Source organism: Mesorhizobium sp. M7A.F.Ca.MR.148.00.0.0, from assembly GCF_003997735.1.
Lineage (GTDB): Bacteria > Pseudomonadota > Alphaproteobacteria > Rhizobiales > Rhizobiaceae > Mesorhizobium.
Genome location: NZ_RZTB01000007.1, coordinates 13,386 through 38,675 on the forward strand (window position 1 = coordinate 13,386; position 25,290 = coordinate 38,675).

The 25,290-nt window shown below is 62.9% G+C and carries 26 protein-coding genes and 1 riboswitch; of the genes, 14 read left to right on the top strand and 12 right to left on the bottom strand.

The features are described 5' to 3' along the window. Window positions 1-19 precede the first annotated feature (19 nt). Genes EOB49_RS04250 through ugpC form a run of 4 tightly spaced genes read left to right on the top strand, consistent with a single transcriptional unit; the run spans window position 20 to window position 4,995 of the window. A complete protein-coding gene (locus EOB49_RS04250; protein WP_127380237.1) occupies window positions 20-1,033 on the top strand; it encodes a sugar ABC transporter permease in 1,014 nt (337 codons plus the stop codon). A gap of 1 nt (window position 1,034) precedes the next feature. Next, window positions 1,035-2,189 carry a carbohydrate ABC transporter permease gene (locus EOB49_RS04255; protein ID WP_127328568.1) on the top strand — a complete coding sequence of 385 codons (1,155 nt, stop codon included), beginning with the start codon at window positions 1,035-1,037 and terminating at the stop codon, window positions 2,187-2,189. Between the two features lie 4 nt (window positions 2,190-2,193). Next, window positions 2,194-3,858: an alpha-glucosidase family protein gene (locus EOB49_RS04260; protein WP_127380238.1), complete on the top strand. Its 1,665-nt coding sequence runs from the start codon at window positions 2,194-2,196 to the stop codon at window positions 3,856-3,858. Window positions 3,859-3,882: 24 nt separating this feature from the next. Continuing rightward, on the top strand, window positions 3,883-4,995 hold the full coding sequence (gene ugpC / locus EOB49_RS04265) for a sn-glycerol-3-phosphate ABC transporter ATP-binding protein UgpC (protein WP_127328567.1): 1,113 nt from the start codon (window positions 3,883-3,885) through the stop codon (window positions 4,993-4,995). A 77-nt stretch (window positions 4,996-5,072) separates the two neighbouring features. On the opposite strand, the gene EOB49_RS04270 is transcribed toward ugpC, so the two are convergent. The 3 genes from EOB49_RS04270 to EOB49_RS04280 all read right to left on the bottom strand — a co-directional run bounded on the left by EOB49_RS04270 (window position 5,073) and on the right by EOB49_RS04280 (window position 5,862). Further along, entirely contained in the window at window positions 5,073-5,309 is a 237-nt protein-coding gene (locus EOB49_RS04270) for a DUF680 domain-containing protein (RefSeq protein WP_023813652.1), read from the bottom strand. Between the two features lie 68 nt (window positions 5,310-5,377). Then, entirely contained in the window at window positions 5,378-5,578 is a 201-nt protein-coding gene (locus EOB49_RS04275; protein WP_027039901.1) for a DUF680 domain-containing protein, read from the bottom strand. 86 nt (window positions 5,579-5,664) lie between these two features. Then, on the bottom strand, window positions 5,665-5,862 hold the full coding sequence (locus EOB49_RS04280; protein ID WP_027039902.1) for a DUF680 domain-containing protein: 198 nt from the start codon (window positions 5,860-5,862) through the stop codon (window positions 5,665-5,667). Between the two features lie 509 nt (window positions 5,863-6,371). Beyond that, window positions 6,372-6,574: riboswitch (cobalamin riboswitch) on the top strand. A 114-nt stretch (window positions 6,575-6,688) separates the two neighbouring features. On the opposite strand from EOB49_RS04280, the gene EOB49_RS04285 reads away from it, so the two are divergent. From EOB49_RS04285 to EOB49_RS04320, 8 genes are all read left to right on the top strand, one after another. Beyond that, window positions 6,689-7,936, top strand: a complete 1,248-nt coding sequence (locus EOB49_RS04285; RefSeq protein ID WP_127380239.1) for an aromatic ring-hydroxylating dioxygenase subunit alpha — start codon at window positions 6,689-6,691, stop codon at window positions 7,934-7,936. Between the two features lie 25 nt (window positions 7,937-7,961). After that, window positions 7,962-9,062, top strand: coding sequence for a hybrid-cluster NAD(P)-dependent oxidoreductase (locus EOB49_RS04290; RefSeq protein WP_127380240.1), 1,101 nt, complete (start codon window positions 7,962-7,964; stop codon window positions 9,060-9,062). Window positions 9,063-9,192: 130 nt separating this feature from the next. Continuing rightward, complete coding sequence (locus EOB49_RS04295; protein ID WP_127320475.1) at window positions 9,193-9,624, top strand: PqqD family protein; 432 nt, start codon at window positions 9,193-9,195, stop codon at window positions 9,622-9,624. A gap of 47 nt (window positions 9,625-9,671) precedes the next feature. Then, window positions 9,672-10,721 carry a serine kinase gene (locus EOB49_RS04300; RefSeq protein ID WP_127380241.1) on the top strand — a complete coding sequence of 350 codons (1,050 nt, stop codon included), beginning with the start codon at window positions 9,672-9,674 and terminating at the stop codon, window positions 10,719-10,721. A gap of 14 nt (window positions 10,722-10,735) precedes the next feature. Beyond that, window positions 10,736-11,470 (top strand): glycosyltransferase family A protein, encoded by a 735-nt coding sequence (locus tag EOB49_RS04305; protein WP_127380242.1) that lies wholly within the window; start codon window positions 10,736-10,738, stop codon window positions 11,468-11,470. Between the two features lie 55 nt (window positions 11,471-11,525). Next, the gene (locus EOB49_RS04310) at window positions 11,526-12,278 is read left to right on the top strand and encodes a glycosyltransferase (protein WP_127380243.1); all 753 of its coding nucleotides are present in this window, start codon (window positions 11,526-11,528) and stop codon (window positions 12,276-12,278) included. Continuing rightward, window positions 12,278-12,955, top strand: a complete 678-nt coding sequence (locus tag EOB49_RS04315; RefSeq protein ID WP_127380244.1) for a glycosyltransferase family A protein — start codon at window positions 12,278-12,280, stop codon at window positions 12,953-12,955. Before EOB49_RS04310 ends, EOB49_RS04315 begins: the two co-directional genes overlap by 1 nt. After that, window positions 12,952-14,427 (top strand): nucleotidyltransferase family protein, encoded by a 1,476-nt coding sequence (locus EOB49_RS04320; protein WP_127380245.1) that lies wholly within the window; start codon window positions 12,952-12,954, stop codon window positions 14,425-14,427. Before EOB49_RS04315 ends, EOB49_RS04320 begins: the two co-directional genes overlap by 4 nt. Window positions 14,428-14,449: 22 nt before the next feature. Here EOB49_RS04320 and EOB49_RS04325 read toward each other — a convergent pair whose 3' ends face one another. From EOB49_RS04325 to EOB49_RS04360, 8 genes are all read right to left on the bottom strand, one after another. Next, window positions 14,450-14,854, bottom strand: coding sequence for a type II toxin-antitoxin system VapC family toxin (locus EOB49_RS04325; protein WP_127380246.1), 405 nt, complete (start codon window positions 14,852-14,854; stop codon window positions 14,450-14,452). Beyond that, on the bottom strand, window positions 14,851-15,084 hold the full coding sequence (locus EOB49_RS04330; RefSeq protein ID WP_127267350.1) for an AbrB/MazE/SpoVT family DNA-binding domain-containing protein: 234 nt from the start codon (window positions 15,082-15,084) through the stop codon (window positions 14,851-14,853). The genes EOB49_RS04325 and EOB49_RS04330 overlap by 4 nt, the downstream gene beginning before the upstream one ends. A gap of 100 nt (window positions 15,085-15,184) precedes the next feature. Then, on the bottom strand, window positions 15,185-15,931 hold the full coding sequence (locus EOB49_RS04335) for an FAD-binding oxidoreductase (protein ID WP_127320468.1): 747 nt from the start codon (window positions 15,929-15,931) through the stop codon (window positions 15,185-15,187). Continuing rightward, window positions 15,928-16,539: a sulfite oxidase-like oxidoreductase gene (locus EOB49_RS04340; protein ID WP_127328558.1), complete on the bottom strand. Its 612-nt coding sequence runs from the start codon at window positions 16,537-16,539 to the stop codon at window positions 15,928-15,930. Before EOB49_RS04340 ends, EOB49_RS04335 begins: the two co-directional genes overlap by 4 nt. A gap of 150 nt (window positions 16,540-16,689) precedes the next feature. Then, window positions 16,690-18,210, bottom strand: a complete 1,521-nt coding sequence (locus EOB49_RS04345) for a DegQ family serine endoprotease (protein ID WP_127380247.1) — start codon at window positions 18,208-18,210, stop codon at window positions 16,690-16,692. 154 nt (window positions 18,211-18,364) lie between these two features. After that, window positions 18,365-19,177, bottom strand: coding sequence for an MBL fold metallo-hydrolase (locus EOB49_RS04350; protein WP_245472490.1), 813 nt, complete (start codon window positions 19,175-19,177; stop codon window positions 18,365-18,367). Between the two features lie 53 nt (window positions 19,178-19,230). Then, a complete protein-coding gene (locus EOB49_RS04355; protein ID WP_013528281.1) occupies window positions 19,231-20,397 on the bottom strand; it encodes a diphosphate--fructose-6-phosphate 1-phosphotransferase in 1,167 nt (388 codons plus the stop codon). 100 nt (window positions 20,398-20,497) lie between these two features. Continuing rightward, window positions 20,498-21,265, bottom strand: coding sequence for a L,D-transpeptidase (locus tag EOB49_RS04360; RefSeq protein WP_127322091.1), 768 nt, complete (start codon window positions 21,263-21,265; stop codon window positions 20,498-20,500). A 238-nt stretch (window positions 21,266-21,503) separates the two neighbouring features. Between EOB49_RS04360 and EOB49_RS38595 the strand changes: the two genes are divergently transcribed. Together EOB49_RS38595 and EOB49_RS04370 are read left to right on the top strand one after the other, a co-directional pair. Continuing rightward, window positions 21,504-21,626: a hypothetical protein gene (locus tag EOB49_RS38595; protein ID WP_127270199.1), complete on the top strand. Its 123-nt coding sequence runs from the start codon at window positions 21,504-21,506 to the stop codon at window positions 21,624-21,626. Window positions 21,627-21,722: 96 nt separating this feature from the next. Continuing rightward, window positions 21,723-22,346 (top strand): LysE family translocator, encoded by a 624-nt coding sequence (locus EOB49_RS04370; protein WP_023813669.1) that lies wholly within the window; start codon window positions 21,723-21,725, stop codon window positions 22,344-22,346. A 51-nt stretch (window positions 22,347-22,397) separates the two neighbouring features. Here EOB49_RS04370 and EOB49_RS04375 read toward each other — a convergent pair whose 3' ends face one another. Next, window positions 22,398-25,187: an autotransporter outer membrane beta-barrel domain-containing protein gene (locus EOB49_RS04375; protein WP_127380248.1), complete on the bottom strand. Its 2,790-nt coding sequence runs from the start codon at window positions 25,185-25,187 to the stop codon at window positions 22,398-22,400. Window positions 25,188-25,290: the final 103 nt, after the last annotated feature.

Sequence of the window (25,290 nt, forward strand, 5' to 3'; positions counted from 1 at the left end):
CGCAGGGGGAGAGGGACCCATGGCGGCTCAGATTTTCTCGGCCATAACAGTCATCATCGTCGGGGTCGGCGGTTGCGTCGCCTATTTCTGGGGCGCCAACAAACTGGTCGACCTGATATTCCCGTCACGCGGCGTCGCGGGTGCCGCGGCCATCGACAATCTGCGCCGGCAAGGGCTGGTCAGGCCATGGCTGTTCGTCGGCCCGGCGATGATCATCCTCACCATTTACCTGATCTATCCGGTGGTCGAGACGCTGCGGCTGTCGTTCCTCGATCGCAGCGGCATCAATTTCGTCGGCCTGGCGAACTATCAATGGGCGTTCGGCGATCGCGAGTTCCGCAACTCGATCCTCAACAACATCATCTGGCTGGCGGTCGTGCCGGCCGCCTGCACCTTCCTTGGGCTGATCATCGCCGTGCTCACCGACAAGATCTGGTGGGGCACGATCGCCAAGAGCCTGATCTTCCTGCCGCTGGCGATCTCCTTCGTCGGCGCCAGTGTGATCTGGAAATTCATCTACGAGTATCGGGGCGACGGCCAGACGCAGATCGGCATCCTCAACGCCATCATCCAGCATTTCGGCGGCCAACCGCAGGTCTGGATATCGCTGCCGTTCTGGAACAATTTCTTCCTGATGATCATCCTGATCTGGATTCAGACCGGCTTTGCCATGGTCATCCTGTCTTCCGCCCTGCGCGGCATTCCCGAAGAAACGCTGGAAGCCGCCGTCATCGACGGCGCCAATCCGTTCCAGATCTTCTGGAAGATCATGGTGCCGCAGATCTGGGGCACCATCGCCGTGGTCTGGACCACGATCACCATCCTGGTGCTCAAAGTGTTCGACATCGTGCTGACCATGACCAACGGCCAGTGGAACAGCCAGGTGCTGGCCAATCTGATGTTCGACTGGATGTTCCGCGGCGGCGGCGATTTCGGCCGCGGCGCCACCATCGCCATCATCATCATGATAGCCGTCATTCCGATCATGGTCTGGAACATCCGCCAGGCGAACAAAGAGACGGAAGGACATTGAGATGGCCGTCGCGACCGGAAATTCCTTCGCCAGCCGCTTTGGCGTCCACATCGCCGTGCTCATCTTCGTCGCGATCTGGACCATACCGACCCTCGGCATCCTGGTCTCGTCGCTGCGCGACAAGAACCAGATCATCGCCTCGGGATGGTGGAACTCTTTCGCCAGTTCCACCCAGACGGAAGCCGGCCGGCTGCCGCCCGCCTCGGCGCAAGTCGAGAAGGACGGCAAGTTCGTCCTCGAAGGCAATATCTTCGGCGACGGCGCCAAGCGCGACATCAGCGCCTTCGGAGTCAAATCGGCGGCACCGACGCAATATCCCGCCGGCACCACAGCCGATCTCGGCGACGGCGTGACCTTGCAGCTCAATGCCGACGGCAGCTTCATCATGCAGTCCCCGAAAGCGTTCGAAGGCGATCGCGGCCAGCGCGTCTATTATGCTTCGTCGGCGCCGCCGAAATTCACCACCGACAATTACAAAACCGTGCTGTTCTCCGAAGGCATCGGACGGTCATTCATGAATTCTCTGACCGTCACCATTCCGGCTACCGTCATCCCGATCCTGATCGCCGCCTTTGCCGCCTATGCGCTGGCCTGGATGCGGTTTCCCGGCCGGGCGCTGCTGATCGCGGTCATCATCGGCCTGCTGGTGGTGCCGTTGCAGATGTCGCTGATCCCGTTGTTGAAACTCTATAATGGCGTCGGCGCTTTCTTCGGCATGCCGTCGAAGACCTATCTCGGCATCTGGCTGGCGCATACCGGCTTCGGCCTGCCCTTCGCCATCTACCTGCTGCGCAGCTACATTGCCGGCCTGCCGCGCGAGATCATGGAATCGGCGCGCATCGACGGCGCCAGCGATTTCGAGATCTTCGTCAAGATCGTCTTGCCGCTGTCGTTCCCGGTGCTGGCTTCGTTTGCCATCTTCCAGTTCCTGTGGGTATGGAACGATCTGCTGGTGGCGATGGTTTTCCTCGGTACAGAGGCAGACCAGATCGTGCTGACCGCCAAGCTCAACGCGCTGTTGGGCTCGCGCGGCGGCGACTGGGAGATTCTGACGACATCGGCTTTCGTGACCATCATCGTACCGCTGATCGTGTTCTTCTCGCTGCAGCGCTATTTTGTCCGCGGGCTGCTTGCCGGCTCGGTGAAAGGAGGCTGAGACGATGCAATCCGCTTTGAAGGCCAGCTCGAAGCCTGACCTCGCCATCGATCGCGACTGGTGGCGGGGCGCGGTGATCTACCAGATCTACCCGCGCAGCTACCAGGACTCGAATGGCGACGGCATCGGCGATCTCAAGGGCATCATAGGCCGCCTCTCCTACATAGCCGCACTCGGCGCGGATGCCATCTGGATCTCGCCGTTCTTCAAGTCGCCGATGAAGGATTTCGGCTATGACGTGACGGATTACTGCGATGTCGATCCGATGTTCGGCACGCTGGCCGATTTCGACGCGCTGACCGCCGAGGCACACAGGCTGGGCTTGAAGGTGATGATCGACGAGGTGCTGTCGCACACTGCCGACAGTCATCCCTGGTTCAAGGAAAGCCGGTCGAGCCGCAGCAACCCGAAAGCCGATTGGTACGTCTGGGCAGACGCCAGGCCGGACGGCACACCGCCCAACAACTGGCTGTCGATCTTCGGCGGCTCGGCGTGGCAATGGGACACCAGCCGCCAGCAATATTACATGCACAATTTCCTGGCCGAACAGCCCGACCTCAACTTTCACAACCACGAAGTCCAGGACGCATTGCTCGACGTCACCCGCTTCTGGCTGGAACGCGGCGTCGATGGTTTCCGGCTCGATACCATCAATTTTTACTTCCACAGCCAGGGTCTGGAAAACAATCCGCCGCTGCCGCCGGAAGAGCGCAACGACCAGACCGCGCCGGCGGTCAACCCCTACAACTACCAGGACCATCTCTACGACAAGAGCCGGCCCGAGAACCTCGGCTTCCTCGAACGGTTCCGTGCCCTGCTCAATGAGTATCCGGCAACCGCAGCGGTCGGCGAGGTCGGCGATTCGCAGCGCGGGCTTGAAGTGGTTGCCGCCTACACCGCAGGCGGCAAGCGCGTGCACATGTGCTACTCCTTCGATTTCCTGGCGCCGGAAAAGATCAGCGCGGGCAAGGTCCGCTCGGTGCTGGAATCCTTCGGCAAAGTCGCCAGCGACGGCTGGTCGTGCTGGGCCTTCTCCAACCACGACGTGATGCGCCCGGCCTCGCGCTGGGCCGCCAATGAGGCCGACCCGACCGCCTACCTCAAGGTCATCTCGGCGCTGCTGATGTCGTTGCGCGGTTCGGTCTGCATCTACCAGGGCGAGGAGCTTGGGCTCGGTGAGGCAGAGCTGCGGTTCGAGGATCTGCAGGATCCCTATGGCATCCGCTTCTGGCCGGAATTCAAGGGCCGCGACGGCTGCCGCACGCCAATGGTGTGGGATGGCAGCGCCAAGAATGGCGGCTTCTCCCAGGCAAAGCCCTGGCTGCCGGTGCCGGCCAAGCATCTGGCGCAAGCGGTCAATGTCCAGCAGGGCGACGAGGCTTCGCTGCTCGAGCACTACCGGCGCTTTCTCACCTTCCGGCGTGCCCATCCGGCGCTCGCCAAGGGCGACATCACCTTCATCGAAAGTGAGGGCGACACCGTCGCCTTCACGCGCCGCGCAGGCAACGAGCAGATCGTCTGCGTCTTCAATCTGGGAGCCGGGCCGGCCAAGGTTGACCTTGGCGGCCGATCGCTGCAACCTCTGCCCGGGCACGGATTTTCGGGGCAGGCGAACAGCGGTTCCATCGAGCTTGGCGGCTACGGCGCCTGGTTCGGGCGTCTCGACTGAATTTCCAATCACTGGAGGAAACCAATGGCCGATGTCACGCTAAGACAAGTGAAGAAGTCCTACGGCAATCTGAACATTCTCCACGGCATCGACCTCGATATTAAGTCGGGCGAGTTCATCGTCTTCGTCGGCCCGTCGGGCTGCGGCAAGTCGACATTGCTGAGATCGATCGCCGGGCTCGAGGAAATCACCTCCGGCGAGCTCAGAATAGCCGGCGAAGTGGTGAACGACGTGCCGCCGTCGAAACGGGGCATCGCCATGGTGTTCCAGTCCTATGCGCTCTACCCGCACATGACCGTCTACGACAACATGGCGTTCTCGATGAAGATCGGCAAAGAGAACAAGGCCGAGATCGACCGCCGCGTGCGTCAGGCCGCCGAGATCCTGCAGCTGACCAAATATCTCGACCGCCTGCCCAAGGCGATGTCGGGCGGCCAGCGCCAGCGCGTCGCCATCGGCCGGGCCATCGTGCGCAATCCGAAGGTGTTCCTGTTCGACGAGCCGCTTTCGAACCTTGATGCGGCGCTGCGAGTCGCCACCCGCATCGAAATCGCCAAGCTCAAGGAATCGATGCCCAACACGACCATGATCTACGTCACCCACGACCAGGTCGAGGCGATGACGCTCGCCGACCGCATCGTGGTGCTCAAGGACGGCCATATCGAGCAGGTCGGCACGCCGATGGACCTCTACAAGAAGCCCGGCAATCTGTTCGTTGCGCAATTCATCGGCTCGCCGGCCATGAATATCCTGCCCGCAACCATCGACAAATCAGGCAATCCGACCGTCGTCAGCCATGTCGGCGGACGCAAGGCAACCGTGCCGATCGCGACGCCGGCTTCGGCGAAGGGCGCTGCGGTGAGTTTTGGCGTGCGGCCGGAGGACCTGATCATCGCCAGCGGCGCGGACTATCTGTTCGAGGGGACGGTCGACTATGTCGAGCAGCTCGGCGAGGTGCAGCTGGTCTATGTCGACATCGGTCGCGCCGACCTGCCGCTGGTGACCAAGCTGCCCGGCAATGTCGAGGTCAAGCGCGGTTCGACATTGAGGCTGAGCGCCAATGGCGAGGACCTGCATATCTTCGACACCGATGGGCGGTCGTTTGCCCTTCATGAGGCTGAAGCGAAGGCGGCCTGACGCAGGACCGCGTCTTGGACGCAAAAAGAGCAGCGGGCCAGGCCCGCCACTCTTTTGTTGAAGATCAGCTTCGGCTGTTAACGGCCAAAGAGATTCCGGTCGCTGCCCTGAGGGGCGGACTTCTCTACGTCGCCCGACGAATTGAGCAGCTTCTCGACGAGGCCACCGCTGTTGCGGACCGAGCTCGTATGCGCGCTGTCAACCGAAGTAACCGCAGGCTGGTTGGCGCCGTTGGAGCCAAAGTTGTCGCTGCCGGCGAAGGCACTGCCGGTGATGGCCAGAACGGCGGCGGCAGCAATAAGGATCTTGTTCATTTTAGTCTCCTGAATTCTGGATTTCGCCAGACGACAGACACAGCTGCCGTCGGTTGCGAAATTGGTAATTAGCGACCGAAGAGGTTACGGTCGCTGCCCTGAGCGGGCGTCTGGGCAGCCGGTTCCGAGGTCTTGGTGGAAGCCGTGTACGACTGGTCCACAGCGGCGGCAGGCTGATTGGAGCCGTTCGAACCGTAGTTGTCGCTGCCCGCGAAAGCGCTGCCGGTGATGGCCAGAACGGCGGCGGCAGCAATGAGGATCTTGTTCATCTTAAATACTCCTGAATGTCCGAATTTCGAATGCCTGAAGTTCGCCAGGGCGGCGAGCGAGCCCGCCGTCGACTGGGAATCGGCTGTTAGTTGTTGCCGAAGAGGTTGTGGTCAGCACCCTGGGCAGGCGCCTGAGCAGCCGGTTCCGACTTCTTGGTCGAAGCGGTGTACGAGCTGTCGACAGCAGTGGCTGCCGCGGCGTTCGAACCGTAGTGGTCGCTACCAGCGAAGGCGCTGCCGGAAATGGCCAGAAGGGCTGCGGCAGTGAGAATGATCTTTTTCATTTTTGGTACTCCAGTATCGTCTTTTTTCCGTCCGTCTAGCGGCGTGTCTTGGAAATGAAATCGCGTCGTTCGGACAGCCCCGATGTGGGAGGGCAACCCCGCCTTTTCCAATCACGAAGTTGTTCCGTGTGGACCATGAATCCACACCTTGAAATTGTGCCAAGGGAATCTACGGGTACATTTTTCTTCTTCATATCAGTATGTTAGGTTTAGCCATCCGATGGATCACTGACTGTTTCAAAGCCCAGCGTTCACACCGTCCTGCACGCACCGTCAACAGAAACGAACCGTTCGGTTCGATTTTAGGGCAAGCTAATAGTCACTTTTCGAAGCCGTCAACCTTTTTTGACCCCCGCCAAGGGTCGGATTAGGGAAGATCGCGGCCGGCAAATGGCGGCCCGGGAGGCGGGATTTCGGCCCGCGACGATCTGCGGTGACGTTTCGCATGCCGTGTCGCGCCGCATGGATACGATGTCGTTTTCATGCCGACGGCGCGCCCGCGATCGTGGTTAGATCATACCATCTCAGGTGCCGCTTCGTGACGACGAGGCGGAGAATTGGGAAGCCGGTCAGAATCCGGCGCTGCCCCCGCAACGGTGGTGGAGTTCAAGTCGCAACGGGAGACCACTGGGCAACTGCCTGGGAAGGTGTCGCGATGGTCCGCAAGGACAACTCCAGAGCCCGGAAACCAGCCCGAGATTTTTAGACTCGACTGATCGCGGTGGGCGGTCAAGAGGTGGATAGCGCATGTCCGGCACCTAGCCGGCCTGCGTTTCAATCCTTCCTCCATCACCACCAGTTCAGTCCTTAGAAACGAGGACAGGACATGGATATCCGCAACGACATGCTGAGGCTCCTGAAGGGGCGCCGGCAAGGCTTTTCACTGGAGCAGCCCTTCTACACCGATCCAGACTACTTCAAGCTCGACATGGAGCTTATCTGGTATCGCGACTGGCTGTTCATCGGCCATGATTGCGAACTGCCGAAGCCGGGCAGCTACATCACCGTGCAGATCGGTGACTATCCGGTTGTCCTTGTCCGCGACCAGCAAGGCAAGATCAACGCCTTCCACAATTCCTGCCGCCATCGCGGCAGCCGCGTGTGCAACACGGAGAAGGGTACGGCGGCAAAGCTCGTCTGCCCCTATCATCAGTGGACCTATCAGCTGGACGGCCGCCTGCTGTTTGCCCGCCAGATGGCCGACGGTTTCGACAAGAGTGATTTCGGCCTGAAGCCGGTCGCCTGCGAGAGCGTCGGCGGCTACATCTTCATCTGCCTGGCCAAGGAGCCGGCGGATTTCGCGCCGATGCGGGCGATGATCGAACCTTATCTTTTGCCGCACCGTTTGCGTGAGGCAAAGATCGCCTTTGAGAGCACGATCATCGAGAAGGGCAACTGGAAGCTGGTCTGGGAAAACAACCGCGAGTGCTACCACTGCGTCGCCAATCACCCCGAACTGTGCAAGACCTTCCCCGAGGCTCCGACCGTGACCGGCGTCCAAGGCGCCGACAGCGACCCTGAAATGGTCGCGCACTGGGCCAAATGCGAGGCCGCTGGCTTGCCGAGCAAATTCCGCATCGATCCGGCAGGGCAGTACCGCGCCACCCGCGCGCCGCTGCTGCGCGATGCCGTCAGCTACACCATGACGGGAAAACGGGCGGTCCAGAAGAACCTGTCCGACAGCGTTTCAACCGACCGCATCGGCTCCTTGCTGCTCTACCACTATCCGACCACCTGGAACCATATCCTCGGCGACCACGCCGTCACCTTCCGCGTGCTGCCGATCAGTGCCACGGAAACCGCGGTGACGACGAAATGGCTCGTCCACAAGGATGCGGTCGAAGGCGTCGACTACGACCTCGCTGAGCTCACCCATGTCTGGACCGAGACCAACGACCAGGACCGCCGCATCGTCGAGGAAAACGCCTTCGGCATCCTGTCGCCGGCCTACGAACCAGGCCCCTATTCGGAGCTGCATGAGGGCGGCGTGATCCAGTTCGTCGAGTGGTACGCGTCGTTCATCGGGCCGCGCCTTGCCGAAGGCGGCCGGCCGGCCCTGCGCAGCGTCGCCTAGCCCAGGGGACAAGAGGATGAATGCGATGACGGACCTTGGCCTCTATCGCCATCTCGACCAGATGACGCCCTGGAACGACCGGCTGCAGGTGCTGGAAGTGATCGGCGTCAGCGACGAAGCGCCGGACGTGAAGACCTTCACCTTCCGCTCCGACAACCAGACCTGGTTCCGCTACAAGCCGGGCCAGTTCGTGACGCTGGAACTGCCGACATCGGAGGGGCCGCTGATGCGCACCTACACGCTGTCGTCCTCGCCGTCGCGGCCGTTCTCGATCGCGGTGACGGTCAAGGCGCAGGCAGGCAGCACCGGCACGCGCTGGATGTTCGACTATCTGACGCCGGGCTCACACGTCAAGGCCTATGGGCCGACCGGTGATTTTTCGCTGCATAGCCACCCGGCGGCCAAATATCTGTTCATTTCGGCGGGCTCCGGCGTGACGCCGATGATGTCGATGCTGCGCTGGTTGAACGACTGTGCGCCATGGACAGATGTCGGCTTCGTCAACTGTGCGCGCCGCCCGGAAGAGATCATTTTCCGCAAGGAACTCGAGCTGCTCGGCAGCCGCATGCCCGGCCTGTCGCTCGGCTTCATGATCGAGGAGCGGTCGAGCCGCGAGGGCTGGTTCGGCCATATGGGCCGCATCGACGCGATCCGGCTGCCATTGCTGGCGCCCGATTTCCGCGAGCGCGAGATTTTCTGCTGCGGCCCCGATCCCTTCATGCGCGCCGTGCGCGGCATGCTGGACGCCGCCGGCTTCGACATGGCGAAATACCATCAGGAAAGCTTTGCTGCGCCTGCCGTGGAGGAGATCCCGGCGCCATTCTCGCCGCCGGCGGAAGACGGCGCTGCTGCTGCCGTCGAGGCCGTGACACCAATCCGGTTTTCGCTTTCCGATGTCGACGCCGAATGCGTCGCCGGCCAGACCGTGCTGCAGACGGCACGCGCCTCTGGGGTGCGGATTCCCGCCGCCTGCGAGTTCGGCCTGTGCGGCACCTGCAAGGTGAGGAAGATCGCGGGCGATGTCGAGATGAGTCACAATGGCGGCATCCTCGATCACGAAATCGAGGACGGCTTTATCCTCGCCTGTTGCTCGAAGCCGCTTTCTGCGCTTGAAATCGAAGCGTGACCGGCTGCGCTCGCCCCCGAGCCTGCGCCATCTTGCCAAAAACCCTGCAAATGGTTAGACGCCTGCAACGGTGGGGTTGACCGTAAGGCCCGAAGATCATCTCCGCGGCCTGCTCGGCGGGGGAGCAAACATGCGACAATCCGGCATCTATGCCATTGCCAGCAAGGATATCGTCTTTGAATCCTTCGACGGCGAAGCCGTCGTTCTTGACCTGACCACGGGCAAATATTTCGGCTTCTCTGATTCAGGCAGCAGACTTTGGGATGCACTGTCGTCCGGCGTACCTGCCTCCGAACTGGTCGGCGCCGCGACCGGCATTGGCGCCCTCGATGCCGCCGCGATTGACGGCTTTGTTTCACAATTGCTCGAATTCGGTTTGCTGGCGGCCGTAACCGATGGCGTGGCAAGACAGGCTCCAAGCGAATTGCTGGCTCAGCTCGCCGCTGCCAGAGAGCCCCTCAAGGTCGACATCCATGACGATCTCGCCGATCTCATTGTCGTCGATCCCATCCACGAGGTCGAGGAGCCCCTCGGCTGGCCCGCGGTGAAGCAGGCCAACTGAAGCGCCATCAGGTTCTCGTTGCCGGACAGCTCCGGAACAGGCAGACCATGCCGAACGTCACTCTCGAAAACCTGACTGACTACGCACGCCATGTCCTGGCGCAAGCGGAGAGCAGCGCCGCGCATTATCCGCTGACCCGCGAGGTGGGCTTGCCGCATCTGGATCTGACCGCGCATGTCAGCCCCGGCGCGTTGGCGGATGCCGTCGCTCATGGCTTTGTCAGTGCTCCGGGCAACCGAACGCCTGCCGACATCTGCCGCATCTTCGTCGCGCATCCCGGTATTGACGGCATCGCGGTACCGGCAAGTTGGGGCCAGGGACCCTTCACGCAGCATGGCTTCGCCACCCGGCTGGCCGAGGCCGGATTGCGCGGCAACCATTTCCACGACCTGGATTTCTGGCAGTTCTATGATCCGCAACGTCGCGTTGGCGTGCAATTGATGGCTTCGGCCGATGCCTTTCCACCGTGGGAGCCGGGAGCGCCGCTGCGGGCTTTCCTGCATTGGGAATATGCGGCACGTGGCATGCGGCTGGCCCATGCGGGGACGCTCGGCACCAAGGGCAAGGGCGTGCTGTTGGCCGGGGCGGGCGGCGCCGGGAAATCCGGAACCGTCGCCGCCGGCCTCCTCAACGGACTGGACAGCGTCGGCGACGACTATGTGCTGGTCGACCTCTCCAACGGCGTGACTGCCCACCCACTGTTTTCAACACTCAAACAGGATCCCCAGGGGTTCGTTCGGCTTGGGCTGAAGCATCGGCTGAAAGCGCATGGTCCGCTCAACTGGCAAGGCAAGCATGCTTTTCACATTGATGACATCGCGCCCCGGCCGGTGCCCGAAACTCTGGACATCATCGCGCTGCTGGTGCCACATATCGGCGGAGGCGAGGCAAGTTCGATCGTGCCGGTGTCGCGCAGGGATGCCATGATTGCCTTGGCGCCGTCGGGCATAGCGCAGATGCCGGGCGAGCGGGAGAGCGGCTTTCGCTTCTTCAGCGATCTGACCCGCCTGCTGCCGTGCTATCGTCTGTCGCTGGGGACGCAGCCACAGGAGATAGCCGGTACGATTGCGGACTTTCTCACGCGGGGCGCTTCGTGAAACTGAGCGTGATAATGCCCGTCTACAACCGTGAGCGCTATGTCGTTTCGGCATTGCGCTCGCTGGTGCGGCAGCGGGACGCCGCCGATCTCGACATCATCGTCATCGACGACGGCTCGACCGACGGCTCTGCTGGGGCCGTGCGCTCGATGATGCGCGAAAACCCCTGTATCCGACTGTTCCAGCAATCCAACATGGGCGTGGCCAGGGCGCGCAACGCCGGGCTGCGGCAACTGCCGCCGGATGCGGAGTTCGTTTCGTTTCTGGATTCTGACGACATCTCGCTGGCCGGACGGTTCAAGAAGGACCTCGCGCGCTTCAGAGCAGACCCCGGACTCGAGCTGACCTACTCGCTGATGACGCTGGTCGAGCGGATTGACGATGAGCGGCTGAAACCGGCAGCCGACAGCCGCACGATGACGCTTCGGGGAATTTCGCTGAGCGCCGCCGTGTTCAGCAGGGGGCTTGTCGACCGGACGGGCGAGTTCGATGAGGATTTCGAGCAGGCTGAGGATACCGACTATCTGCTGCGCGTTTTCGAGGCGGGACCGAACTACGAATTGTTGGACGCCGTCGCGATCTACTACCGACGCCATGCCGGAAATATCACCAAGGAACATAGCGGCAGGGTCCGCAACCACTTGCGTGCAATCCACAAGTCGATGCGGCGGCGCAAGGCCGATCCTGCAAGGCGAGAGGTCCAGGGCATCTTCGAATTGAAGAGTCCCACCGATTGGCGGATGCTATGATGCTCGACACAATCAAGTCGGATCAGCCAAGCCCGCAACGCTGCCGGAGACGCCCATGAAGCTGAGCGTCATCATGCCCGTCTACAATCGCGAACAATTCGTTGGCCTCGCGCTGCGCTCGCTGCTCAGGCAGCGCGAAGACATCGATCTCGACATCATCGTCATCGACGATGGGTCGACCGATGGCTCGGCAGCCGTCGTACGGTCGTTGATCGACGAGGCCCCGTGCATTCGTCTTTTCCAGCAGAGCAATGGCGGCGTCACAAAGGCGCGCAATGCAGGGCTGAAGCAGTTGCTGCCGCAGACCGGCCTGGTGTCGTTTCTCGATTCGGACGACATCTCCCCGACAGGGCGCTTCAAGGCGGATCTCGCCTGCTTCGAAGAGAATCCTGGCCTCGACCTGACCTATTCGCGCATGACGCTGGTCGACAAGATAGATGGCGAGACGCTGGAACCGGCCGCCGACAGCCACTCCATCACCGTGCGAGGGATCCACCTGTCCGCCGGGATCTTTGCGCGAAACCTCATCGAGCGCACCGGAGATTTCGACGAGGATTTCAAACAGGCCGAGGACACCGACTATCTGTTGCGTATCTTTGAGAACCAGACAAAATACGTTATGCCCGATACGGTGGCTCTCTACTACAGGCGTCATCCCGGCAACATGACCAAGGAAGCCGATGTGCCCTTTCGCGAGTTCATGCGCGCCATTCACAAGTCGATGAAGCGTCGTAAGGCCGACCCCAACTTGCGCCGGGTGGAGGGAATCTTCGACTTCAAGGATCTCGCGCAGTGGCGGTTCCTTTGATGGCAGCCTACGGCGTCGTCATTCCGGCTTTCAACGCGGCCGCCACCATCGGCGCGGCCCTGAACTCCGTCCTGGCCCAGACGGCAAGGGCGGAGGCCGTCGTCGTGGTCGATGACGGTTCGACCGACGATACGGCTGCGGTGATCGATGCGATGAACCTGCCGGTGAGGGTGCTGCGACAGGACAATGCCGGACCCGGCAGCGCAACGACCCGTGGCATTGCGGCACTCTCGACGCCGCTCATCGCGACGCTCGATGCCGACGATTTGTGGTTGGCGGACAAGATCGAAAAGCAGCTGGTCCATCTCGACCGTCATCCCGGGACAACGGGCGTCTTTACGCATTGGCGGACGTTTCGCGGCGACAGCCCCGATTTGCCCGATGCGACCAGTGGAGCTGGCTGGTCGCGCACGACGATGATGATCCGCCAAGAGGTGGTGCAGAGCGTCGGTCCCATCATCGACCCACCAGGCGGCCGCGGCGAGATGATCGACTGGATCGCCCGGGTTCGTGAGGCAGGCTTTGCCCTTGCCATGCTCGACGACGTGCTTGCATTGCGCCGCATCCGTCCGGGCAGCCTTTCCTACGGCCGCGATCCGGCACGCGACCGGGGCTACCTCCAGGTCGCAAGGCTCGCAATGCAGCGGCGAGCCCAGAACAAGGCAGGTTCCAGTTGAACGCCACGCCCGTTCGCCGCATCGGCCGCCGCTTCCCGGACTATGGCTGGTCGTGGCCCACCGGCCAGCTGGACCTGTTGCTGAAGGCGGCGCTGCTCTCCGATGAGGACGCAGCCGCTGCCTGTGCCGCGCGCTGGCTGGACGAGAACGACATCGATCTCGTCTCGTTTCGAGAACATCGCCTGCTCGCCGCCATCTCCGACAGGTTCGGCAGGAAGCTGGCCGGGCATGCCGCCCATCCGCGCCTCGTCGGCCTGCAGAAGATGCTGTGGACGAAGTCGCGCATGGCGATGCGCGAGGCCGAGCCGGCGCTGAAGGCGATGGCCGACGGCGGCGCCGACATCATGCTGATAAAGGGCGCCAGCCGCATTGCCTTGAACGCGTCGGCGCAGCGTGGCCGGGTGGCGCATGATATCGACATATTGGTGCGCCCGCGCGACATGGCTGCCGTCTTCGACATCTTGCGCGATCGCGACTGGCAGATCGCCTCGGGCGTCAGCGCGCAATATCTGCGAACCCGGTTGGCGTCGCTGCGGTCGATGAACTTCTTCAAGGGCCGTTTCGGTGACATCGACCTGCACCAGCTCGGCTATGACGGGTCGCAGACGAGCGCGGAAGACGACCTGGCGATCTGGCAACGGGCGGTCCCGGCACAATTCAGCGGCGTCGCGGTCTTCGTGCCGTCGCCGGCCGATCGCATGGCCCTGGCCATCGCCCATGGCGGCCTCGACGCCCATACCCACAGCGACTGGCTTGTCGACTGCGCGGTCGCCATCCATGGCGAAGACGTCGATTGGGACACGTTCCTCGACATCGTCGGCAGACGCGGCCTGGCGGTTCCAGCGGCGGTGGCGTTATCCTATCTAACGTTCGAGATCGGCATTCCGGTGCCGGAACCGACAATGGCCAGAATCTTGGACATGGCCGACGGGGTTGGCCTGTCGCGTTGGTCGTCGGTTCTGCAAGCCAAGCCGCGCACGGATTTCGGCGGCCTGGTCTGGCTATCGCGCGGGCTTGCCAAGCAGTTGCGCCTGAAGCGGAAGAAGGGCCGGTTGCAGCAGGAGCCGCCCGCCACACCTTGGCGCGGCAGATCGGCCGCGCGCAAGCCTCAAGCAGCATCGGCGCCTTTGGTGTTTTCGCAGGCCATCGCCTGTCCGCAAACGACCGGCGACATGATGCTCGAAATCACCGTCAGGATCGGCGTTCCGCCGGTCCGGCGCCGCATCGAGATGGAGATCAATGACGGTGGCGAGCATATTGCCCGCCTGCGCGCCATGGCCATCAGCCGGTCCGGCAGGGAACGCGTGCTGCATTTTCGCGGTAAGGTGACGCTCGGCGGCGCGCGAGTTGCCTTGACGCTCGAGGCGCGACCATCGCGACAGTTTCGCGAGTGGAACGACGCGGCCACGGTGGCCGCCTATGGCGCCTTGCCTTTCCAGTTGCTGTCGGCGGATTTCTCACCGGTCGGCTGAAGGAAGGTCCATCCGGCAGCTATCAGGGGTCCGGAGTGATCAGCCTCAAGGATGGAAAATAGGTCTGGTAGCGACCGACATCACGGGTCAGCAGCGGAAGCTTGGCGACGGCGGCATGTGCGCCGATGAAGAAGTCAGGCAAGACGCCGGTCCTCGATCCTCCTGATCGGCGGTATTGCGTGAATACCTTTCCAGCAAGGAAAAGGGCGGCTCTTGGCATCGGAGCCATTTCGAGACCGGCCGCCTCCAGAAATGCCTCAAGATCCTCGATTCTGATGTAGCGAACGGCAAGTTCTGCATAGACCGCATCATTGATCAACAATGGCCCATCGAGGCTTGCCGCCTCGAGTTGCGCGATCGACCAGCCCGCCCAATTGGGATCGTCCGTAACAAGGTCGAGCAGAACGTTGGTGTCGACGAACGTCACGCTCCGCCACGCGTCAGCGCCATGATCGCCTCGGTCGTGAGCCCCTCGCCGGCATGGCCGCGCAGATTGGCGAAGCGGCTCGCAGGCGGCTTTCTGTCAACCCGAGCCAACACCACGCTGCCATCGGCGGCGCGCCGGAAATCGACTCTGCTGCCCGGGACGATCCCCAGGAGGTCGCGGACGGGTTTGGGAATGGTCACTTGTCCCTTTGCCGTGACGGTGGTGGCCATCTTCACTCCTTGGTAATACCATATTCCGACAAGGTATTACCTCATCGGTCGATTTTCAAGGCTTGAAGCATCGTGTCTCGACCGAACCGCCAGAGTCCGTTCAAACTCCGTAGCGTTCGGTGCGAATGATTTCCGCTGCAACGCCGGCATCGATCAGCGCTTGGGCGGCCGCGGAAACGAAGGCGTTGGAGCCGCAGACGAAGGCGATGCCAGGCGGCTCCGGCAGCCGCGTCATGGCTTGAACCATCATCGCGACGTCTACCCGCCGCGCATAGTCGGCTGGACGGCGTGCGGCTTCGCGCGTCAGTGTCAGCATCAGGTCGAAGCCGTCCTGGCGTTCGTCGAGGGCGATCAACTCGTGACGAAAGATCACTTCGTCCCAGACCCGGACCGAAAAGACCAGGACGACGGGCACCGCTGAATTGCGCGCGGCGCGGTGGCGGAGCATCGACATCAAGGGCACGACGCCCGAACCGCCGCCGACCAGAACAAGCGGTCCACTCTCATCCTCCGGCCAGACGAAATGCCCGCCAAGCGGCCCGCGCAGTTCGATTTCATCGCCCACTGCCGCGACCTCGTGGAAGAAGGGCGAGACCTCGCCATCGTCGAGTTTTTCGATCGCCAGTTCGATTGCGCCGCTCGTTTCGGGCGCGGAGGCGATGGAATAGGAGCGGCGCGCCTGATAGCCGTCCGGCGCCGTCAGCCTGACGTCGACATGCTGCCCGGCGCGATAGGCGAAGGGCCGAGAAGGCTGGAAAAAGAAGCTGGTGACACGCGGCGTGCGCTTTTCGATGCGGACAATGCCGGCTGTTTGCCAGGGCGACTGCACTGCCGCCGCATCGCTCATGGATCGTCCGTGTAGCGCTGCTCGCGCCATGGGTCGCCATAGATATGGTAGCCGCGCAATTCCCAGAAACCGGGCTCGTCTCGCGTGGTGAATTGCAGGCCGTTCAACCATTTGGCCGACTTCCAGAAATAAAGATGCGGCACCAGCAGCCTTGCCGGGCCGCCATGGTCCGGTGTGATCGGCTTGCCTTCGTAGAGCAGCGCCACCATGGCCTTGCCGGCGGTGAGGTCCTTGACCGGCACGTTGGTGGTGTAGCCGTCGAACGCGTGCGCCAGCGTGAAGCCGGTCGGCGGCTCCACACCCGCATCGGCAAGGATATCGTCGACCAGCACGCCCTGCCACGGCGTGTCGAACTTGGTCCATGCTGTCACGCAATGGATATCGCGTGTCATCTTGGTCATCGGCAGCGCGTTGAACTCGGTCCAGTTCCATTTCTTGATCGGGCGTGGCCCATGTTTCAGCGTGAAAGACCAATCCTCGGTACGCACGCGCGGCGTCGGACCGGCCGACAGCACCGGGAAACCCTGTTCCAGATATTGGCCTGGCGGGATGCGGGCATCGCCATCGTCTGGCGGGCGCCGTCCTGAAGAGAAACCTCGGGTGACCATAGCGGCAATCCCCATGCAATCAGGCCACTATCGGCCTGACGCAATGTTCTCGAAGATGTCGTGACGGGCAACCTAAATCTTGCCGGGCGGAGACCGGCGGGACCGTCACCGATGGACCTGCCGGTCCCATGTTCACGTCAACGCCAGTTCTCAGCCACTGGCAAAAGGCACCGCGATGTACATTTGAGCGTCGCCACGCTCGACCAGCAAGAGCACCGATTTCCTGCCGGACTTGCCGGCCAAGGCGATCGCCTGCGTTACCTGCCTGGCATTCTTGACCGGCACCTGATTGACGGCAACGATGATGTCGCCGGCCTGAATTCCGGAAGCGGCGGCCGCTTTGTCGGGGTTGACGCTGGCAACCACCGCGCCGTGCTGCTTGCCGGCTAGGTTCATCTGCTGGCGAATGTCGGGCGTTATATCCATCAAACCGAGTCCTATCGCGGGAGCGCGCCCGGCGCTCGGCGCGTCGGACCCGTCGTCCAGCGACGCGGTCTTCGCATCGGCGCTGTTTTGGCCGACATCGACGGAAATCCGCATCGGCTTGCCCTTGCGCCAGACATCGACCGTTTCCCTGGCGCCCGGCGCGACATCGGCGACCGCCCGCGACAGGTCCTTGGGATCCTTCACGTCCTGCCCGGCAAAGCTGGTGATGACGTCACCCGTCTCGATGCCGGCCCTTGCCGCCGGCGAACCGTCGTTGACCTCTGAAACCAGCGCGCCGCCGGAATGGTCGAGCCCGATGGCGCTCGCGACATCCGGTGTCACCTCCTGGATCTGAACGCCGAGATAGCCGTACTGGATGGAGCCGCCCTTCATCAACTTGGCGACCACCTTCTGGGCCTGATCCGATGGAATGGCAAAGCCGACGCCGACGCTGCCGCCATTGGGTGAATAGATTGCCGTGTTGATGCCGACGACATTGCCGGCGACATCCACCAGCGGGCCGCCGGAATTGCCGTGGTTGATCGGCGCGTCGATCTGGATGAAATCGTCGAACGGGCCGCTATGCAGGTCACGGCCGCGCGCCGAGACGATACCTGCCGTGACGGTGGTGCCGATGCCGAACGGGTTGCCGAAGGCCAGCACCTGGTCGCCTGGCATGAGCTTGTCGGAATCACCCCATTTGACGGTCGGCAGGGGTTTGTCCGACTTAATCTTGAGTACGGCGAGATCGTTCTTGGCATCGCGGCCGACAAGCTTGGCCGGAAGTTCGGTGCCGTCGTCGAGTGTCACCTTGATCGAAGAGGCACCATCGATGACGTGATTGTTGGTGACGACGGTGCCATCCGCGCCGACGATGAAGCCGGAACCCAGCGCCTCGGCGCGCTGCGGTTGCTGTTGTGGCGGCGTCTTGGGCGTCGGCATGCCCTGGTCACCGAAGAACTGGCGGAAATAGTCATCGAAGGGCGAGCCGCCGTCGAAAGGAGATGCATCGCTCATCGTTTCAGGTTGTGCCTTCATGACGGTGGTGACCGTCACCACCGCCGGCTTGTCGGCGGCAACGATGGGTGCGAACGAGCCATTGGGCGCGGTGATTCCGGCGACAGGTGTCTGGGTTGTCGGAATAGTGTTGCTCTCGCCTTGGGCGAAAGACATGACGAAGGGGGATATGATCAGCGCAGCGCCCAGCAAGGCCGCGACGCGATGCCTACGAAGGATATCTGACATGGTCGTTTGTCCGGGCGAGAGTTGATCCAGCGCCGTGGCCTCTCCCGTGCGGGGAAATCGGTCATCGGCGTGTCGAGGTCGCAATTGCCCGTCTCGCCTACATGGCAGCCAACCGGATCGACGGCCTTGCATCTAGGGCGCGGATTGGCCCGATTTAGGGTTTTAGGGCGACCTTACGAAGATTTAATATCCGCACGGCGGCAGGGCCGCAAAGTCGTCGGGCCGCACCTTGCCGTCTCGCTGGAGCCTCAGCCACGGCGGTTCGCTTGAGATAGGCCGTGGCAATCTCGCGCATGCGCTTGCCGTCGAAGCTCGGTCCGTGTCCACCATGACCGATGCGGATCGGCAGGTCGAGCAGGCGCCGCATCGTGCTGACATAGGCGGCTCGGTCGGAATCCGGCAGGTCGTCGATCAGCATGGCGTCGTAGATGGCATCGCCGCTGAAGAACAGGCCGTCGACCTCGTCGAACAGCGCGATCGAATCCGGTGAATGGCCCGGCAAATGCAGCACGCGAAATTGCCGGTCGCCAAGATCGACGACATCGCCCTCGTCCAGGGTTCGCGTCAACGGCGCGGGCGGGATCCTGTAGTCGGCCGACTTCCATCCGGGCGCCGGCAGTTTCGAGACGGCACCGTCGAGGTCATGGAACATGTAGGCGTAGGTCGCGGCCTCATCCATGGTCTCGAACCGGGCCGCGCTCATCCTTGGCCCGGCCCGCAACGGGAATTCATGCAGCGAGCCGACATGGTCGAGATGGATGTGGGTGGCAACGACCAGCAGCGGCTTGCCCTCCGCCGTCTCGATCTGCGGCGCCAGCGGACAGATGCCCATGCCGGTGTCGACCAGCAAATCAGCATCGCGACCGCGCAGATGCCAGATATTGGCCCGAACATAGGCATGGACGAAGGGCTCGGTCAGCATCGTCGTCTTGTCGTCGACGACGCTCCTGCTGAACCAGTCGGGCATCACCTGTGAGCCGGGCATCAAGTGTGAGCCCGGCATGAGAAGCGAGCCGGGCATCAGACGAAGGGCTTCCCGACCTTGTACTTTTCCGGCACCAGCCGCTTGAGATAGGCCATGCCGGCATCCGACAGCTGATTGACATCGGGCTTCATGAAATCGTCCGGCATGTGGCGTGTCTTGCCGGCGACGTTCTTGAGCGGCACTTTCTTCAGCACCGTTCTGGTGCCGTCATATTGCAACGCCACCGAGCCGCCGCCCTGTTCGGCGACGGTGACGGCGAAAGCGCCGGCATCGAACGCCTCCTGCGCGTCGACCGCGCTGATGGCGCCGATATAGCCGCGCGGCATGTAGCCGAGCGCATCGACGCGGGCCCGCTTGCCCGGCAGGCCTTCCGCCAACGCGCGCTCGAGTGCGGCCGGCAGGTCGCTGCCCGACAGCTTGACGTTGCCGTGCGCGTCGCGCTCGAGCTTGTCCGGCGGCACCAGGCTTTCGACCAACGCCTTGCCGTCGGCGGTGCTGACCCCTTCCGAAACGGCGACGATGCAGCGCTTGTGGCGATCGAGCGTGGCACGCACGTCGTCGATGAAGCCGGCGGCTGAGAATGGGCGCTCGGGCACGTAGACGAGGTGCGGGCCGCTGTCGGGGTCGAGCTGCCAGGCGGCCGCGGCCGCGGTCAGGAAGCCCGCATGCCGGCCCATGACGATGCCGACATAGATGCCGGGCAGCGCACGAAAATCGAGATCGACGGACAGGAAGGCGCCGGCGACGAACTCGGCCGCCGAAATGAAGCCCGGCGTGTGGTCGTTTTCCTCGAGATCATTGTCGATGGTTTTTGGCGCATGGACGAAGGCAATTGAGCCGCCGGCGGCATCGGTCAGGATCTGCTGGGTACCCGACGTGTCGTTGCCGCCGATATAGATGAAGGCGTCGGCGCCGGCCTTCTTCAGGCCGTTGAGGATGACATCGCAATAGGCGGCGTCGGGCTTGTCGCGGGTCGAGCCGAGGGCGGCGCTCGGCGTGCCGGCAATCAGCCGCAGCCGGTCCTCGGGGATGGCGGAAAGGTCGACATAATTGCCGTCACGGATGCCGCGCACACCATGGATGGAGCCCAGCACCTTGGCACCTGGATGCCGCTTGCGGATCTCCAGTGTCGCCCCGACAACCGTCTGGTTGATGACGGCGGTTGGGCCGCCGCCCTGCGCGATGACAAACGTTCCAGCCATGCTTGATTTCTCCCGGCGCGATGGTTTTCAAGGCACCTTGGCCTGTCTTGCTGCATCGCGCAACGGGAGTTTCGAGCGGCGCCAACACGCCGCATAAGCGTCAGACGACGACGACCGGATTTTTTTTGGAGACGCGGCTGTAGAGGTCGATGATGTCCTGGTTGATCAGGCGCACGCAGCCCGACGACATCGCCTGGCCGATGCTCCACCATTCGGGCGAGCCGTGGATGCGATAGCCGGTGTCCTTGCCGTCCTGGTAGATGTAGAGGGCACGCGCGCCGAGCGGATTGGTGAGGCCGCCGGGCTGTCCGGCTTGCCATTTCACCAGTTCAGGCTTGCGGGCAATCATCTCCGGCGGCGGCGTCCAGGTCGGCCATTCCCTGCCGTACTGGATGTTGGCGCGACCCGACCAGCGGAAGCCATCCTTGCCGATGCCGACGCCGTAGCGAATGGCGTCGCCACCCGGCTGGACGAGATAGAGCATGCGCTCCTTGAGATGGACGACGATGGTGCCGGGCGCCTCGCCTGTCGTGTCGACGACGATCTGGCGGCGGAATTCCGGCTTGACCTTCAGATATGGCACTTCCGGCACGTTGAAGCCGCCGTCGGTCAGCCCGGCATACATGACGCCGGGGCTGGTGATGTTCTTGTCGACGCTGATGCTTGGCCGGATCGGCCGCACGGAACCCGTGGTGACGTCGTCGAGCTCGAGCGCCGGCAGACCCAAGCCCGAGGTCGAGCAACCGGCGGCGCTCAGCAGCGCGAGCGCCCCTGCCCCGGACAGGATGGCGCGGCGGGAAAGATGATGATCGGTTTCGATTGCGTCGCCATTTCGCGGCGGCGTCAGACCTTGCGGCAACTCACGCATATACCCAGACCCTACGCTGTCGGCGGGAAGCACGGTCCGGCCGGATAGCGGGCATTTTCATCATTCATGGTTGATAAAGCGTGAAGACGTTGCACAGCCTGCATTTGCGCATGGCCTTGACGATGTCCGACCTTCTTGCCTGGGCTTGAACGAAGGCTGCTGCACAAAAAGACCTCGGTCGGGTCATATTCCCGGCGCCGGCGTTTCCTACTCCTCAAACCATCAGCGAGGGGCCTCCATGTGCAAGATCTTAAAAACCGACATCAAGCTTTTTGCCGCTGCCATTGTCGCGGCGGCAACCGTTCTCGGTGCCAATGTCAGCCTGGCCGATATCGTGAGCACGCTGAGCGGCGCGAACTGACACCGATCTGCCGCTGGCGCAGTCAGGGAAATCGCCTCTTTACATTCTCCTGGGCCTAAGGATTTATCCTCTTCTTTAAGCTCAAGGGAGACGAGCATGTCCTTCGAAAACTGGGCCGCCTTCGCCGCCGCGTCGACGATCCTCCTCATCATTCCGGGTCCGACCATCCTTCTCGTCGTGTCCTACGCGCTGGGCCAGGGCTGGCGTACCGCTCTGCCGATGGCCGTCGGCGTGGCGCTGGGGGATTTCACCGCGATGACCTTGTCGATGCTGGGCATCGGCGCACTGCTGGCCGCGTCGGCGACCGTCTTCACCATCCTGAAGCTGATCGGCGCCGGCTATCTGATCTATCTCGGCGTGAAACTGTTTCGCGCCGGCGGCGCGCTGAAAGCCGAACCGCGCACCGACGCGGTCTCCTCGGCCAAGATGATGGCGCACGCCTGGCTGGTCACCGCGCTCAACCCGAAAAGCATCACCTTCTTCGTCGCCTTTCTGCCGCAGTTCCTCGACCGGCACGCCGATTTCTGGACGCAGATGCTGATCTTCGAGACGACCTTCCTGGCGCTCGCCTTCGCCAATGCCTTTGGCTATGCGCTGATCGCCTCACGCGCACGCAACGTGGTGCGCAATCCCAAGGCGATCCGCATCTTCAACCGCACCGGCGGCACGCTGCTGGTCGGCGCCGGCATCGCCACGGTGGCGATGCGCTCCAGCAATTAGCTGTCTTTTTGCTCATGACCCCGAAATTGTTTTTCGGGGTCATGACCGGCCTTACCATTTGACGCTGAACCCAAGATTGCCTTCGAGTATCCGACGCTCGTCGCCGCCGAGATTGGTGGTGTAGTCGCCGGTGGCGAAGATGCTGACCTTGTCCGTCACCTTGGCGATCACACCGCCACCGAATTCGAACGAGGTCGATCTGCCCTCGGTGGAGATATCGGTGGTGTCGAAATTGACATGGCTCGTGCCGCCGAAATCGTGCCAGATGTTGGCCTTGAGGTACGGCTGCAGCGCCATGCCATTGATCGTTGTTTCGCCTTGCAGCCGTGCGCCGAGCCGGCCGGTCACGTTGCCGTCGGTATCGAAGGAAACCGAAGCAAAGCGGTCCGATGCATCGTCGAGCGACAGTTGCTGCCAGACCAGTTGCGCCTGCGGTTCAAGCGTCCAGCCTTGCCCCAGCGCGATGGGATAGCCGCCTTCCAGCGAAGCGGTGACACCGGTCCCGCCGACGTCGATGCCGATGCCGCGCGACGATGTTGCGTCTCCGCCGAAGAAGGTGGCCATGAGGACGCCGTCCAGGTACCAGCCACCCTGACCGATCCGGGTCCAGTAGCCGCCGACGCTGGTGCCGTTGATATCCATGCTGCCGACGGACAGATTGTCCCAGCCCAGCGCCTGGCCGCGCACGTCGCCATTCATGCTGGCATAGGCGACGAACAGGCCGGCGCGATCGGTCTGGCCCGACGCGGTTTCGCGGCCGAACAGATCGAAGCCCGCCTGGAGGCCGAACAGGGTGCCGTCGAAGGACGGCGATACCGTTCCTGAATACGCCATCTTGCTGTCCTGGCCGAAGATGCGGCCCCAGACCGGCGACAGCTCGGTGTTCGACAACAGGCTCTGCTCGCCGCGCCGTTCGTGGAAGGTGCCGAGCGTCGTCATCGCCAGATGTTCGGCGACCGGGGGCAAGGCGGAATAGACCGGAACCTCGATGCGATAGAGCAGGATCTCCTCGCCCGCCGCCGGTGTCGGCAGGTCAGGCACATCCGTTGGCACAACCGGCGGCGGAGGGGGCGGATCCGCAACTGGTGCCGGCGGTGGTGCCGGCGGCGGCTCGGGCTCCGGATCGGCGGCCTGCACCGGCGGTGTCGGATCGACCGGCGGGTTGTTGATGTCGCCCTCGGTCGGAGGCGGCGTCGGCGGCAGCTCGGAAGGCGGCGGCGGCGGCGGTTCGGCCGCCGGCGGCTCAGGTTCCGGCGGCGCAGTAGGTTCCAGCACTGGCGGGGCGGCGGCCGGCGGGGCCGGCGTGTTCAGCGTCGAGCGCAGGTACCAGTTCTCCTCGCTGCCGGCGCTGACGCCGCCCTTGAACAGGTAATACTCAAAGGCACCGGCGGCGACCGGGGCGTCGAGCGCGAATGTCGTGGCGCCCGAGGTGGCCCCGTTGATTGCCTGGACGACCATGATGCCGTCCTGCGTGGTCGCAGCCCCCGCGCCGCCGAGATTGACCACGGAGATGCCGGTCGAACCGGAAGCCGTTCCGCTCGACAGGACCAACTTGTCGGATGCGGAGGAATCGTCACCGAGCTCGGTCTGGATAAGCAGCAGGCCACCCAGCCCGACATAATTGCCCGAAATCGTCAGGCTGTCGGTGGCGCCGGTGCTGCCATTGGTCGGGTCGATGCGGCCGGCATTGGTGACCTGCGCCAACTGGCCTGCCGTAAACGCCTGGATCGCCGCATTGAAGCCGCCGCCATAGAGCGTGCTCGCGGCATCGACATTGAGCGAACCTGTGCCGGTGCCGCTATCGCCGAGCACCAGATTGCTGTCCATCGTCAGTTCGGTGTCGTTGGTGGCGTCGATGCTTTCCCAGTTCTGAAGGCGGCTGACCCCATCCAGTTTGACGTTGTCCAGGGTCAGCGCATCGGTGCCGGCACCACCTGATATGGCATCCGTGGCACCGAGATTGGCGTTGGTGAGGTTGCTGAGCCTGGCGGTGTCGTTATCGCCACCGAGATCGACGGCGCCATAGATGATGCCGCCACCGTTCCAGACGAAATTGTCGGCGCCAAAGCTCATCAGTATATCGCCACCGACCGTGCCGCCGGTGACCGTGACGCTGTCATTGCCGCCGCTGACGCTGATGTTGCCGCCGATGGTGCCGCCCGACAGGATGATCGTGTCCTTGTCGAAGCCGGTGACGAGGTTGCGGTCGATGGTGCCGCCGGACATGTTGAAATAGTTCTGGTCGAGCTTCATGTTGACGCGGCCGATGCGGCCGCCGGTCATCACGGCGCGGTCGCCATCGTCGAAGAAATCGACGATGCGGCCGCCGGTCATGGTGAAGGTGTCGAGGCCGTCGCCCTGGTTGAGCGAGCCGATCTGGCCGCCGCTCATGTTGAAGTCGTCGATGCCGGCGCCCTGCTGGACATTGCCGCCGACGGTACCCGCGCCAATGGTGAAGAAATCCGTGCCGCCACCCTGATCGACGGTGCCGGTGATGGTGCCGGACTGCATGTCGATGCGGTCCGTGCCGACGCCAAAGCTGACATTGCCTGATATCTGCCCGGTGCCGCCGGCAGGAAAATTGAGCGTGTTGTCGCCATCGGCATCGGTGAGGCTGCCGCCAGAGTCGCCGCTATCGCAGGTGTAGACGGTGTTTCCAGCGGATGGACCCAGCACGCATGCGGCAAACGCGGCGGAGTTGGGCAGCAACGCAAAGGCCGTAGTTGAGAAGATGCTAATAAGCCAAGGATGTAGCGGATGTGGCTTTCGCCGTGGCGAAGCAACTGTCACCTGCGCATCCTCCGAACGACTGATCGGAAGCGAGTTCTTCATATGCCGCATCGCGTCCCCTCTCGATTCGCGATTCCAGCCCCGCCAGCCGCCGTAATGAAGACACAATTCATTCGATTTTACAAAGCCTAATCTGCCCCGCATGGTTGCTAAA